General features: G+C 68.8%; 13 protein-coding genes. 8 read left to right on the forward strand and 5 right to left on the reverse strand.

Annotation, left to right across the window (positions count from 1 at the left end; genetic code table 11):
* Positions 1–7 precede the first annotated feature (7 nt).
* A complete protein-coding gene (locus HW130_RS11230) occupies positions 8–688 on the reverse strand; it encodes a DUF5324 family protein (RefSeq protein ID WP_177149335.1) in 681 nt (226 codons plus the stop codon).
* A 281-nt stretch (positions 689–969) separates the two neighbouring features.
* Here HW130_RS11230 and HW130_RS11235 point away from each other — a divergent pair, with 281 nt between their 5' ends.
* Complete coding sequence (locus HW130_RS11235; RefSeq protein WP_177149336.1) at positions 970–1,503, forward strand: peptidylprolyl isomerase; 534 nt, start codon at positions 970–972, stop codon at positions 1,501–1,503.
* A gap of 95 nt (positions 1,504–1,598) precedes the next feature.
* The gene (locus tag HW130_RS11240) at positions 1,599–2,495 is read left to right on the forward strand and encodes a rhomboid family intramembrane serine protease (protein ID WP_177149337.1); all 897 of its coding nucleotides are present in this window, start codon (positions 1,599–1,601) and stop codon (positions 2,493–2,495) included.
* Positions 2,496–2,756: 261 nt separating this feature from the next.
* On the opposite strand, the gene crgA is transcribed toward HW130_RS11240, so the two are convergent.
* Entirely contained in the window at positions 2,757–3,014 is a 258-nt protein-coding gene (gene crgA, locus HW130_RS11245) for a cell division protein CrgA (RefSeq protein WP_177149338.1), read from the reverse strand.
* Between the two features lie 141 nt (positions 3,015–3,155).
* Here crgA and HW130_RS11250 point away from each other — a divergent pair, with 141 nt between their 5' ends.
* From HW130_RS11250 to HW130_RS11275, 6 genes are read left to right on the forward strand one after another with little or no spacing between them, the layout of a single operon-like run.
* Positions 3,156–3,923: a DUF881 domain-containing protein gene (locus HW130_RS11250; protein ID WP_177149339.1), complete on the forward strand. Its 768-nt coding sequence runs from the start codon at positions 3,156–3,158 to the stop codon at positions 3,921–3,923.
* Positions 3,924–3,974: 51 nt separating this feature from the next.
* Positions 3,975–4,676 (forward strand): class E sortase, encoded by a 702-nt coding sequence (locus HW130_RS11255; protein ID WP_177149472.1) that lies wholly within the window; start codon positions 3,975–3,977, stop codon positions 4,674–4,676.
* A gap of 57 nt (positions 4,677–4,733) precedes the next feature.
* A complete protein-coding gene (locus tag HW130_RS11260) occupies positions 4,734–4,907 on the forward strand; it encodes a hypothetical protein (RefSeq protein ID WP_177149340.1) in 174 nt (57 codons plus the stop codon).
* Positions 4,904–5,542 (forward strand): aminodeoxychorismate/anthranilate synthase component II, encoded by a 639-nt coding sequence (locus HW130_RS11265; RefSeq protein WP_177149341.1) that lies wholly within the window; start codon positions 4,904–4,906, stop codon positions 5,540–5,542. Before HW130_RS11260 ends, HW130_RS11265 begins: the two co-directional genes overlap by 4 nt.
* Positions 5,539–6,894, forward strand: a complete 1,356-nt coding sequence (locus HW130_RS11270) for a class E sortase (protein WP_177149342.1) — start codon at positions 5,539–5,541, stop codon at positions 6,892–6,894. The genes HW130_RS11265 and HW130_RS11270 overlap by 4 nt, the downstream gene beginning before the upstream one ends.
* Positions 6,895–6,933: 39 nt before the next feature.
* Positions 6,934–7,611 (forward strand): class E sortase, encoded by a 678-nt coding sequence (locus tag HW130_RS11275; protein ID WP_177149343.1) that lies wholly within the window; start codon positions 6,934–6,936, stop codon positions 7,609–7,611.
* Positions 7,612–7,682: 71 nt separating this feature from the next.
* On the opposite strand, the gene pknB is transcribed toward HW130_RS11275, so the two are convergent.
* The 3 genes from pknB to HW130_RS11290 form a co-directional block, all read right to left on the reverse strand.
* Positions 7,683–9,704: a Stk1 family PASTA domain-containing Ser/Thr kinase gene (gene pknB / locus HW130_RS11280; RefSeq protein WP_177149344.1), complete on the reverse strand. Its 2,022-nt coding sequence runs from the start codon at positions 9,702–9,704 to the stop codon at positions 7,683–7,685.
* Positions 9,705–9,871: 167 nt separating this feature from the next.
* Positions 9,872–11,332, reverse strand: a complete 1,461-nt coding sequence (locus HW130_RS11285; protein WP_177149345.1) for a penicillin-binding protein 2 — start codon at positions 11,330–11,332, stop codon at positions 9,872–9,874.
* On the reverse strand, positions 11,329–12,756 hold the full coding sequence (locus HW130_RS11290) for an FtsW/RodA/SpoVE family cell cycle protein (protein ID WP_177149346.1): 1,428 nt from the start codon (positions 12,754–12,756) through the stop codon (positions 11,329–11,331). Before HW130_RS11290 ends, HW130_RS11285 begins: the two co-directional genes overlap by 4 nt.
* Between the last annotated feature and the right edge of the window lie 12 nt (positions 12,757–12,768).

Raw genomic sequence — 12,768 nt, forward strand, 5'->3', positions numbered from 1 at the left:
AATACGGTCAGCGACCCTCGTCGCGGTCCGAGGACTCCGCCTCGTCCTGCTTCATCCGGACCTCGGGATCGAGATCGGACGTGGTGCTGCCGTCGACGGACGACAGCGGGGCCCGGTCGGAGACCTCCGTGGCGGCGGGCGGTTCCACCAGCCAGTCCGGGTTCGCCTGCTTGTCCCACCACTTCCAGGCGGCGAAAGCGCCGCCGGCCAGTACGCCGACCAGTGCAACACCCTTGAAGACACGTCCGGCCCTGGATCGCCGTTCGTGCTTCCTCACAAGCTTCCGGATCTCCTTCGCCGTCACCTGTCCGCGCAGAGCGGCAATGACGGCAGCAGAACGGGCCACAGCCTCCTGCCGCACGGGCTGGGCGACGGCCACCGCGTGCTCGACACGCGGAACGGTGTAGTCAGCCGCCTGATGCGCGGCCCTCCGGGCCTGTACAGCAGCCCGGTGCGCGGCCTTGTCGATCTTGGGCGGCACATGCGGCGCCACACGTGCGCCGTACTGGGTACGGGCCTGAGCAGCGGCCTTGGAGACTTTTGGCGCGAGCCGTACGCGGGCTTCGCGCGCATAGAGCGCGGCGTGGTCCTTGGCCGTGCCGGCGTAGGGCGCCACCACTTCCGCGGCGTGCTGCACGCTCTCCTTCGCCGTACCGGTCGCGGCGCGCACGCTGTCCATGCGGGTCACGGGATCCTCCTCCTCGGTGGCGTTCTGGTGGGTCTGGGGTTTGTCCCCAGTTGGGCACAGTTCCGCCTTTCCACCCGATTGAAAATCATGCCTGTTGAGCGCTCCCTCGGCATGTGGGGCGGGCATCCGGGTCATGTCGGGACCCCGCGGACGGCACGTGCCTGTTTACGTGTTCGGGTCGAAGAGTGCTTGTGCGACGGCTACCCCGCCGCCTTTCCGTGTACGCCGCCCCGCCGTGCGAGGATCGGGGGACGTCAGAGAAGACTTACGGAAGGCAGACCGTGGCCGAGCAGCTTTACGCCACCCTCAAGACCAGCCAAGGCGACATCGAGATCCGGCTCCTGCCGAACCACGCGCCCAAGACGGTGAAGAACTTCGTCGATCTCGCGACCGGCGAGCGCGAATGGGTCCACCCGGGTACCGGCAAGAAGTCCACGGACAAGCTGTACGACGGGACCGTCTTCCACCGTGTGATCAGCGGCTTCATGATCCAGGGCGGTGACCCCCTGGGCAACGGCACCGGCGGCCCGGGCTACGAGTTCGGCGACGAGTTCCACCCCGAGCTGGCCTTCGACAAGCCGTACCTGCTGGCCATGGCCAACGCCGGCCCGGGCACCAACGGCTCACAGTTCTTCATCACCGTGGCACCGACCGCGTGGCTGACGCGCAAGCACACCATCTTCGGCGAGGTCGCGACGGAAGCCGGCAAGAAGGTCGTGGACGCCATCGTGGCCACCCAGACCAATCCGCGCACCGACCGCCCGCTCAACGACGTCGTGATCGAGTCGGTCGTCGTGGAGAAGCGCGAGAGCTGATCCCGCGGGATTCCCGTGCGGGAACCTTTTCGCCCTGTCCGTCCGTAAGGATGGACAGGGCGGTGTCGCGCGAGCCCGGAAGACGAGGGGACCTCATGGACCAGGCGCCAGGCAGTCCGCAGGAGCCGCAGGACACCCATGGCCTGCCCGGCTGCTACCGGCACCCGGGCCGCGAGACGGGTATCCACTGCACCCGCTGCGAGCGTCCGATCTGCACGGACTGCATGATCAGCGCGTCGGTCGGCTTCCAGTGTCCGGACTGCGTGCGCACCGGGTCGGGCACGGGCCACGCGCCCGACGCGAACCGGCCGCGGACGATCGCGGGCGGGACCGTGACGGCGGATCCGCGCCTGGTGACGAAGGTGCTGCTGGCGATCAATCTGGTGGTGTTCGTCCTGGGCGCTGTGAACGACCGCCTGGTGGACGCGCTGGCCCTGATCGGTCAGTGGCCGCCCGCGCCGTTCCTTCCCAGCGAGGGTGTCGCCGAGGGCGAGTGGTACCGCCTCGTGACTTCGATGTTCCTGCACCAGGAGATCTGGCACATCGCGTTCAACATGCTGGGCCTGTGGTGGCTGGGCGGTCCGCTCGAGCAGGCTCTCGGCCGTTCCCGCTACCTGGCCCTGTACCTGATCTCGGGACTGGCGGGCAGCGCCCTCACCTATCTCCTGGCCGATCCCGGGCAGGGTTCGCTGGGGGCCTCCGGCGCGATCTTCGGTCTCCTCGGCGCCACCATGGTCCTCATGCGGCGGCTGCGGTACGACATGCGCCCGGTCATCGCCCTGCTGGCGATCAACCTGGTGATCACCTTCTTCTGGCCGGGCATCGCCTGGCAGGCCCACGTCGGTGGTCTGATCGCCGGCGCGGCCATCGCCTACGGGCTCGTCCACGCCCCGCAGGGCAAGCGGCGCACCCTGGTCCAGCTCGGCGTGTGCGCGCTCGTCCTGCTCGTCTCGCTCGTGGTCGTCGTGGCGCGGACCCTCGCGCTCAGCTGATCCGCGGCGGCATCTTTCCCCAAAGTTGTCCACAGCGTGTGTCGGATCTTGTGCACACTGTGGGAACAAGCGTACCCCTCGTTACTGACCTGGGGTTTCGTGGTCGCGACGAGGGGCCTTCAGCTTCACCGGCCCGGCCGAGGCAATCACATCGGCGTCAACGTCCGGAGAGTTATCCACAGATCGTCTGACCTTTTCCCCTGCTGTGGACAACCGTGTGGATAACCTCAGGGCAGGGCTTGACGGCCGACGGCGCGGAAGCTACTTCCACTGCGTGGAGACACCGAAGCCCGCGGCGATGAAGCCGAAGCCCGCGACGATGTTCCAGTTGCCGAAGCTCTTGATCGGCAGGTCGCCCTCGGTCACGTAGAAGAGAACGATCCAGGCGAGACCGATCAGGAACAGCGCGAGCATCACCGGCGCGACCCAGCTGCGGCTGGTCAGCTTGATGTTCGTGGCCTGCTTCGAGGCCGGCGGCGGCGTGAAGTCGGCCTTCTTGCGGATACGTGACTTCGGCACGAGGGACTCTCCTGTCGATGCGCTTGCGTGACCGCGCAGGTAACTGTGGCTGGCGCCGGGGCCGGCGCGAGGGGGACCATCGGTTCCCCCGGGCGTCCGTTAGCGTAGTGCTTCCGCGGTGCGGAAGGAGATAAGGGTACGTTGCGCAATTCTGCCGACTCCCCGCAAGGGGCGGTTCGCCGCACCAGGTGGCGGCTTGTCCGCCTGCTCACGGCTGCCGTTTTCGCCCTCGCCGGTCTGATCTTCGTCACGAGCTTCAACACCGCCAAGGGCACGGATCTGCGCACCGACGACTCCCTGCTGAAGCTCTCCGACCTGATCAAACAGCGCAGCGCCGTCAACGGCGACCTCGAGGAGTCCACCGCTTCCGTACGCGACGACGTCGACGCCCTCGCCCAGCGCGACGACGGCTCGACCGAGGCGGAGGACGCCAGGCTCAACGCCCTGGAGGAGTCCGCGGGCACCGAAAAGCTGAGCGGCAAGGCCGTGACCGTCACGCTCGACGACGCCCCGCCGAACGCCCAGGCCGCTCCCGGCTACCCCGAACCCCAGGCCAACGACCTGGTCATCCACCAGCAGGACCTGCAGGCCGTGGTCAACGCGCTGTGGCAGGGCGGGGCCCAGGGCATCCAGGTCATGGACCAGCGGCTGATCTCCACCAGTGCCGTACGGTGCGTGGGCAACACGCTGATCCTCCAGGGGCGCGTCTACTCCCCGCCCTACAAGATCACCGCTGTCGGTGACCAGGAGGCGCTCAAGAAGGCGCTCGCGAAGTCACCCGCGGTCCAGAACTACCAGCTGTACGTGGAGGCCTACGGCCTCGGCTGGAAAGTGGACGAGGACGAGCGGGTGACTCTTCCGGGTTACTCGGGCACAGTGGATCTCCACTACGCGAAGCCCGCCGGGTAGCGCTCAGGCCGCCCGGAGGGCGCCGCCGGTCGGTGGAGCCTGGGGGTGCACGTGAGAGTGCGGCTGCTCGTACGGACCTTCAGCGAACTGTGCATCACGGCGGGCACGTTGATCGTGCTGTTCGTCGTCTACGTGATGTTCTGGACCGGTGTCGAGGCCGAGGGCGCGACGGAAGGCCAGATCGACCGGCTGCGGGACAGCTGGACCGGGGCCCCGGTGGCGACACCCGCGCCCGACCGCGCGAGGCCGGCCGCCCCCGAGGAGTACGAGCCCGGAAAGCCTTTCGCTGTCATGCACATCCCGCGCTTCGGGAAGGACTGGGACTGGCCGGTCCTCGAAGGCACCGGCACGGGGGTCCTCAAGAAGGGGCTCGGGCACTACGCGGGGACCGCCGCCCTGGGCGAGACGGGCAACTTCGCGGTCGCCGGCCACCGCCGCACGTACGGCGACCCCTTCAGGGACTTCCCGCGGCTGCGCGCGGGGGACGCCGTCGTGCTGACGGACGGGACTACCTGGTTCACCTACCGGATCGTGAAGGCCCCCTACCGCACGCTGCCCACCGACATCGGCGTCATCGCGCCCGTGCCGGATCCGGTCGAGGCCGGCGCCGCCGGATTCGACGGACCGGGCCGCTATCTGACGCTGACCACGTGCGAGCCGGAGTGGGGCAGCAGCCACCGGCTCGTCGTCTGGGCGCACCTCGATGCGACGCAGCCTGTGACCGACGGCAAACCGCGGGCTTTCCACAGCTGACCCCCGGGGCCCGCGCCGCCCTTTAGTCTGGTGCCGTACCGAACGGAAAGGGACGGCATGTACGGCTGGATCTGGCGACATCTGCCGGGGAACGCATGGGTGCGGGCGGTCATCTCGCTCGTGCTGGTCCTGGCGGTCGTCTTCGTACTGTTCCAGTACGTCTTCCCGTGGGCGGAGCCGTTGCTCCCGTTCAACGACGTGACGGTCGACGGAGAGGGAGCGGCCCGATGAGCACACGCATCCTCGTCGTCGACAACTACGACAGCTTCGTCTTCAACCTCGTCCAGTACCTCTACCAGCTCGGCGCCGAGTGCGAAGTGGTGCGCAACGACGAGGTGTCCCTGGAGCACGCGCAGGACGGCTTCGACGGCGTGCTGCTCTCCCCCGGCCCGGGCGCACCCGAACAGGCCGGTGTCTGCATCGACATGGTCCGCCACTGCGCGGCCACGGGCGTGCCCGTCTTCGGCGTCTGCCTGGGCATGCAGTCGATGGCGGTGGCCTACGGCGGCGTGGTCGACCGTGCCCCTGAGCTGTTGCACGGCAAGACCTCGCTGGTCACCCACGAGGGCAAGGGCGTCTTCTCCGGGCTGCCGTCGCCCTTCACGGCGACGCGCTACCACTCGCTGGCCGCCGAGCCCGCCGACCTGCCGGCCGAGCTCGAGGTGACCGCCCGTACGGCCGACGGCATCATCATGGGTCTGCGCCACCGTGAACTGCCCGTCGAGGGCGTCCAGTTCCACCCCGAGTCCGTCCTGACCGAGCACGGCCATCTCATGCTCGCCAACTGGCTGGTGCAGTGCGGCGACGCCGGAGCCGTCGGGCGTTCGGCAGGGCTCGCACCGGTGGTGGGCAAGGCACTGGCGTGAGCGCCGTGCGCCCCGGGCACGAGCACGAGCAGGACGACGGGCGGCAGTACGGGGGCGAGGCAGGGCCCGGCTACGACCCCCTGACGGATCCCCTGCCCCCGGGCGAGCACGCCTCCCCCTGGTTCCGCGTGCCGACCGTGCCCGCGGGGCAGGAGAGCCAGGCCCTGCCGTACCCGGAGCCGCGGGCGGCAGGGGAGCCGGTCGACTGGTACGACCGCGAGGGCTACCGCCAGGACTGGTACGGCCCGGAGCCCGGAGGGGAGCCGGAGCCGGCCGGGGTACGGGCGTCGTCGCACGCCCCGGTCCCGCCGCGTCCGACGGTGCCAGGAGCCGAGCAGGCCGCGCCGCACACGGAGCTGTTCGAGACCGAGCAGGCCCCGGCGGAGACCGCCGTGTTCGAGACCCTGGACCCTGGGACCAGGACCCCTGAGACTCCGGCCGCGGACTCCGGGCCGGCCGTTTCCGCCACCGCCCCGGTGACCGACGACGAGACGATGGCGCTGCGCACGTCCGACACGCGCCGCGCGGCCGAGGCGCCTCCGCGGCCGGGCCGGGCCGATCGGCGCCGAGCGGCGAAGGGCAGGGGCCGCAGGCGGCCCGCCGCAGCGGCCGCCGAGAAGCCCGCCGGGCCCGCGAAACCGATGTCGCGGGTCGAGGCGAGACGGGCGGCCAAGGCGGCGAAGGACAGTCCGGCCGTCATCGCCAGCCGTGCCATCGGCGAGCTGTTCATCACGTTCGGCGTGCTGATGCTGCTGTTCGTCACCTATCAGCTGTGGTGGACGAACGTGCTGGCGGGGCAGCAGGCCGACAAGGCGGCGACCAAGATCCAGGACGACTGGTCCAAGGGCCGCAAGCCCGATGCCTTCGAACCGGGCCAGGGCTTCGCCATCATGTACATCCCGAGGCTGGACGTCGTGGTCCCCATCGCCGAGGGCATCGACAAGAACGGCGTCCTGGACCGCGGCATGGTGGGCCACTACAGCGAGGGCAAGCTCAAGACCGCGATGCCCCACGACAAGCAGGGCAACTTCGCGGTCGCCGGCCACCGCAACACCCACGGGGAACCGTTCCGCTACATCAACCACCTGGAGCCCGGCGACCCGATCGTCGTCGAGACGCAGGACACCTACTACACGTACGAGATGGCGAGCATCCTGCCGCAGACCTCGCCGTCGAACGTGAGCGTGATCGGTCCCGTGCCGCCCGGCTCAGGTTTCACGCGGCCCGGCCGGTACATCACGCTGACGACCTGCACGCCGGAGTTCACCAGTACCTACCGCATGATCGTGTGGGGCAAGATGGTCGAGGAACGGCCGCGCAGCAAGGGAAAACCCGACGCACTCGTCGGCTGATGACGTCGGCCCAGACACTTCAAGACAGGAACAGGTGCAGTGGCACGTGCACGAAGCCGGATCGCCGGCGCCATCAGTGTCTTCGGGGAGCTGCTGATCACCGCGGGCGTGGTGCTGGGGCTCTTCGTCGCCTACTCGCTGTGGTGGACGAACGTCCTCGCAGACCGGGAGGCCTCCGAACAGAGCGACCGGATGCGCGACGACTGGGCGAGCAGCGGTCCCGGTGAGCTGGACACCAAGGACGGCATCGGCTTCCTGCACGTACCCGCCATGAAGAACGGCGAGGTGCTGGTGAAGAAGGGCACGGACACCACGGCCCTCAACGACGGGATCGCCGGCTACTACACCGACCCGATCAAGTCCGCGCTCCCGTGGGACGACAAGGGCAACTTCACCTTGGCCGCGCACCGGGACGGCCACGGCGCCAAGTTCCACAACATCCACAAGCTGCGCGAGGGCGACCCGATCATCTTCGAGACGAAGGACACCTGGTACGTCTACAAGGTCTACAAGATGCTCCCGAAGACATCGAAGTACAACGTGGACGTGCTGCGGCCGGTCCCGGAGGAGTCGGGCAGGAAGAAGCCCGGCCGCTACATCACGCTGACGACGTGCACGCCGGTCTACACGTCGGACTACCGGTACATCGTGTGGGGCGAGCTGGAGCGCACGCAGAAGGTGGACGCGCAGCGGACGCCTCCGGCCGAGCTGCGGTAGAGCCCTTCACGGCACGGGAAAGCCCCGGCACCCCTCAGGGGTGCCGGGGCTTTCCCGTGCCGTGAAGGACCTCAGTCGTCGCCGACGCCGCCGATGAAGCCGCCGCCGTTGTTGCCGCCGTTGTTGCCGCCGTTGTCGCCGCCACCGCCGAACGTCGCGAGGACGATCTGCTGGCTCGGGTCGGCGGGGGTGCCGGGCGACGGGTTGGAGCCGGTCACGAGGGCGTTGTCGTCCTGCGGGTTGCCAGGGGCGATCGTGACGTTGGTGAAGCCGGCCTGCGCCAGGATCTGCTTGGCCTCGGCCAACCGCTTGCCCAGGATGTCCGCAGGCACCGGGACCTGTGTCTGCTGCGGGCCCTTGGAGACCTGGAGGGTGACCTTGGAGCCCTTGGCGACCTTGCCGGCCGGCGGGTTCTGGCCGACGACCTGGTTCGCCGGCTGGTCCGAGTCGACGTCGACCCGCACCACCTCGAACTCGAGGATCTCCAGCTGGCTCTTCGCCGTCTCGAACTGCTGGCCCACCACGTCCGGCAGATCCCGCTTGGCCTGCTTGGCCACCGTCAGCGTGACCTCGGTGCCCTTCTCGACCATGGTCCGGCCCGCCGGGTCCTGCTCGAGGACCGTGCCCGGGTCCTCCTCGGCGGACTCGACCTCCTTGACGTCGACTGCGAAGCCGTCCTCCTCGAGGAGTTCGGTCGCCGAGTCGACGTCCTTGTCGGTGACGTCGGGAACCCTGACCTTGGGCGCGCCCTCCGAGACGACTACGCTGATCGTGCTGCCCTCGGAGATCTCGCCGGACTCGGGGTCCTGGCTGCAGATCTTGCCCTTGGGCTGGTCGCAGCGCTCGGTACCGGACTGCTGGACCTCGACCTTGGCGTTCTCGGCGCGCTTCTCCGCGTCCTTCAGGGTCATGCCCACCAGCTGGGGCACCGGTACCTTGTTGCCGCCGCCACTGTCGCCGAAGACCGACTGGCCGATGAGCACCGCGCCGATCAGGACGAGGATGCCGGCGATGACCAGCAGGATCGTGGAGGTGTTCGACTTCTTCTGGCGTCGGCGGTCCGGGCGGTCGTCGTACCCGCCGTAGCCGCCGTCGTCGGGATTCAGCGGCGGGAGCATCGAGGTCTGGCCGGCCGGGTCGGCCTGGCGCAGCGCCGTGGTCGGCTGGTCGTCGGGGCCGTAGCCGCCGCCGTAGCCGACCGCGCCCATCGCGGCCGTCGCCGCGACCGGCTGGCCGTCGAGGCAGGCCTCGATGTCGGCGCGCATCTCGTCGGCGGACTGGTAGCGGTAGTCCGGGTCCTTGACCAGGGCCTTCAACACGATCGCGTCCATCTCGGGCGTGATCTCGGGGTCGAAGTTGCTGGGCGGCTGCGGCTCTTCCCGTACGTGCTGGTACGCCACGGCCACCGGGGAGTCGCCCACGAACGGCGGACGCACGGTCAGCAGCTCGTAGAGGAGGCAGCCGGTGGAGTACAGGTCGGAGCGGGCGTCGACCTGCTCGCCCTTCGCCTGCTCCGGGGAGAGGTACTGCGCGGTGCCGATGACCGCCGCGGTCTGCGTCATGGTCATGCCGGAGTCGCCCATGGCGCGGGCGATGCCGAAGTCCATGACCTTGACCTGCCCGGTGCGCGTCAGCATGACGTTCGCCGGCTTGATGTCGCGGTGGACGATGCCGTTGCGGTGCGAGTACTCCAGCGCCTGGAGGATGCCGATCGTCATCTCCAGCGTGCGCTCGGGCAGCAGCTTGCGGCCCGAGTGGAGCAGCTCACGCAGGGTCGACCCGTCGACGTACTCCATGACGATGTACGGGATCGAGACCCCCGCGCCCCCGCCGGGGGCGCCGTCGTACACCATGTCCTCGCCGGTGTCGTAGACAGCGACGATCGCCGGGTGGTTGAGCGAGGCGGCCGACTGGGCCTCACGGCGGAACCGGGCCTGGAAGGACGGATCGCGGGCCAGGTCGGCCCGCAGCGTCTTCACGGCGACGGTGCGGCCGAGCCGGGTGTCGTGGGCGAGGTAGACCTCGGCCATGCCACCACGGCCGAGCACCGAGCCCAGTTCGTACCGGCCGCCGAGGCGACGCGGCTCTTCCATAACCTTCCAGCCCTCTCCGTCAGTCCCGACCGCACCCGTGTGTGGTCCGCCGGTGTGCTGTTCGCGCATACGCTACCGGGCACGTACTGCTTGATCCGCCCGGTAGCGGCAGCTGATACCCGACCGGTATCGCAATGTGCAGGTATGCGGGTCGGGAGTGATCCTCGTCACTCCTGTTCGTCGAGCACCGCCTTCATCACGGCCTTGGCGATGGGGGCGGCGAGGCCGCCACCCGAGATGTCGTCGCGGCGGGCGTTGCTGTCCTCGACGACGACAGCGACGGCGACGGGGGACCCGTTGTCGCCCTTGGCGTACGAGATGAACCAGGCGTAGGGGTTCTTGCTGTTGTTCTCGCCGTGCTGGGCGGTACCGGTCTTGCCGCCGACCTTGACGCCGCTGATCCGCGCGTTGCTGCCGGTGCCGTTCTCGACGACGTTCTCCATCATCTGCTGGAGAAGCTGGGCGTTCTTCGCGGAGATCGGGCGGCTCATCTCCTCCGGCTCGTTCGCCTGGATGACGTCCAGGGTGGGCGACTCGAGCTTGTCGATCATGTACGGCTTCATCAGCCGGCCGTCGTTGGCGATGGCCGCCGTGACCATGGCCATCTGGAGCGGGGTGGCCGCGGTGTTGAACTGGCCGATGGAGGACTGCGCGTTCCCGTCCCGGCTCATGTTCTTGTCGTAGACGGAGGCGGCGGCGCGGACCGGGGTGTCGATCTCCGGGTTGTTGAAGCCGAACCTCTCCGCCATCTCGACCATCTTGTCGCGGCTCACGTCGTCGCCGAGCTTGGCGAAGACCGAGTTGCAGGAGACGCGCATCGCCTCGTTCAGGCTGGCGTTCTCGCAGCCGCCGGCGTGGTTGACCATCGGCGTCCGGGTGCCGGGCAGGATGTACGGCTCCGGGGTCTCGGTCGCGGCGTCGATGTCGTCGACTGCGCCGTACTCGAGGGCCGCGGCGGCGGTGACCACCTTGAACGTGGAGCCGGGCGGGTAGGTCTCGCGGAGCGCGCGGTTGAGCTTCGGCTTGTCCTTGTCCTTCTCCAGGGCGATCCACGCCTTCTCGTCCTTGGCCGAGTAGCCGGCGAAGGAGGAGGGGTCGTAGGACGGCGTGGAGGCGAGGGCGAGGATCTTGCCGGTCCTCGGGTCGATGGCGGCGACGGCGCCCTTCTTGTCACCGAGGCCCTCGAAGGCGGCCTCCTGGGCCTTGCCGTTGAGGGTGGTGACGACGTTGCCGCCCTTCTTCTTGTCACCGGTGAACATCGACATGGTCCGGTCGAAGAAGAGCTGGTCGGAGTTGCCGCTGAGAATGCCGTCCTGGAGCTTCTCGAGCTGGTTGGCGTCGTACGCCTGCGAGGCGTACCCGGTCACCGGCGCCCACATGGGGCCGTTGACGTAGGTCCGCTTGTACGTGAAGTCGGTGTCGTCCGTCTCGACGGAGCCGGTGACGGCCTTGCCGTCGACAATGATGTTGCCGCGCTCGTGGGCGTAGCGCTCGATCTGGACACGGCGGTTGAGCTTGTGCGTGTTGAGCTCGTCGGCCCGGACGTACTGGAGCCAGTTGTCCCGGATGAGCAGGGCGAGGACGAGCAGCCCGCAGAAGATCGCGATCCGGCGCAGGGGCTTGTTCACGGTCGGACCACCTGAGTCATCTCGGCGTCGGGGGACGGGGCGGGCGCGGGCGCGGGACGGCGCGCCGTGTCGCTGATCCGGATCAGGATGCCGATCAGGGCCCAGTTGGCGATCACGGAGGAACCGCCGGCGGCGAGGAACGGCAGGGTCATACCGGTCAGCGGGATGAGGCCCATCACACCGCCGGCGACGACGAACACCTGGAGCGCGAAGGCGCCGGACAGGCCGATCGCGAACAGCTTGCCGAACGGGTCCCGGGCGGCGAGCGCCGTGCGGACACCCCGCTCGATGAGCAGGCCGTACAGCAGGAGGAAGGCCATGGCGCCGGCGAGACCCAGCTCCTCGCCGACGGTGGCGAAGATGAAGTCGGAGTTGGCGGCGAAGCCGATGAGGTCGGAGTCGCCCTGCCCCAGACCGGTGCCGAGTGTTCCGCCGGCGCCGAAGGACATCAGGACCTGTGTCATCTGGTCACAGGCGTAGGCCATGTTGGAGCCCTCGGGGGCGGTCTCCAGGCACCCGAAGGGGTCGAGCCAGGCGGCCACACGGGACTGGACGTGGCTCGCGAACTGCGAGACGACGACCGCACCGCCCGCAGACATCAGCAGGCCCATGACGATCCAGCTGGTCCGCTCGGTGGCGACGTACAGCATGATCACGAACATGCCGAAGAACAGCAGCGAGGTACCGAGGTCGTTCTCGAAGACCAGCACCAGCAGACTCATGGCCCAGATCGTCAGGATCGGTCCGAGGTCGCGGCCGCGCGGCAGGTAGAGCCCCATGAAACGGCGGCTGGCCAGCGCCAGCGCATCCCGTTTCACCATGAGGTAGCCGGAGAAGAAGACCGCGATGACGATCTTCGCGAACTCCCCGGGCTGGATCGAGAATCCGCCGACGCGGATCCAGATCTTGGCGCCGAAGACGTTCGCGCCGAGGCCCGGAACGAGCGGAAGCAGCAGCAGAACGAGTGCCGCCGCCATCGAGATGTACGTGAAGCGCTGAAGGATGCGGTGGTCCTTCAGCATCAGCAGCACACCGACGAACAGGGCGACACCGAGAGCCGAGTACATCAGCTGGTTGGTGGCCTGTGCGGAGAAGTCGGGACGTGCCTGAAGCCGCGGTGACTGGTCGAGGCGCCAGATCAGCACCAGGCCGAGTCCGTTCAGCAGCGTCGCCAGCGGCAGCAGCAGCGGGTCCGCGTACTTGGCGAACTTGCGCACCACGAGGTGAGCGACGCCTGCGAGCAGACCGAGGCCGAGCCCGTAGCCGAGCATGCCCGTGGGCACTTCGCCGTCGAGAGCGAGCCCGGCGTTGAGGTAGGCGAACACCGGAATCGCGACAGCGAACCCGAGCAGCATCAGCTCGGTGTTCCGTCGGCTCGGCGCGTCGATCGCGCCGATCGTGGTCGTGTTGGTGACAACGCTCATGGTGGAGAAGGC

Origin of the sequence: Streptomyces sp. PKU-EA00015 (genome assembly GCF_013387495.1) — a bacterium.
Classification (GTDB): Bacteria; Actinomycetota; Actinomycetes; order Streptomycetales; family Streptomycetaceae; genus Streptomyces.

Bases quoted from the DNA above. Each gene is read 5' to 3' on its own strand.
- HW130_RS11240 (WP_177149337.1), top strand. From the start codon at position 1,599: ATGGACCAGGCGCCAGGCAGTCCGCAGGAGCCGCAGGACACCCATGGC.
- HW130_RS11260 (WP_177149340.1), top strand. From the start codon at position 4,734: ATGTACGGCTGGATCTGGCGACATCTGCCGGGGAACGCATGGGTGCGG.
- HW130_RS11265 (WP_177149341.1), top strand. From the start codon at position 4,904: ATGAGCACACGCATCCTCGTCGTCGACAACTACGACAGCTTCGTCTTC.
- pknB (WP_177149344.1), bottom strand. From the start codon at position 9,704: ATGGAAGAGCCGCGTCGCCTCGGCGGCCGGTACGAACTGGGCTCGGTG.
- HW130_RS11290 (WP_177149346.1), bottom strand. From the start codon at position 12,756: ATGAGCGTTGTCACCAACACGACCACGATCGGCGCGATCGACGCGCCG.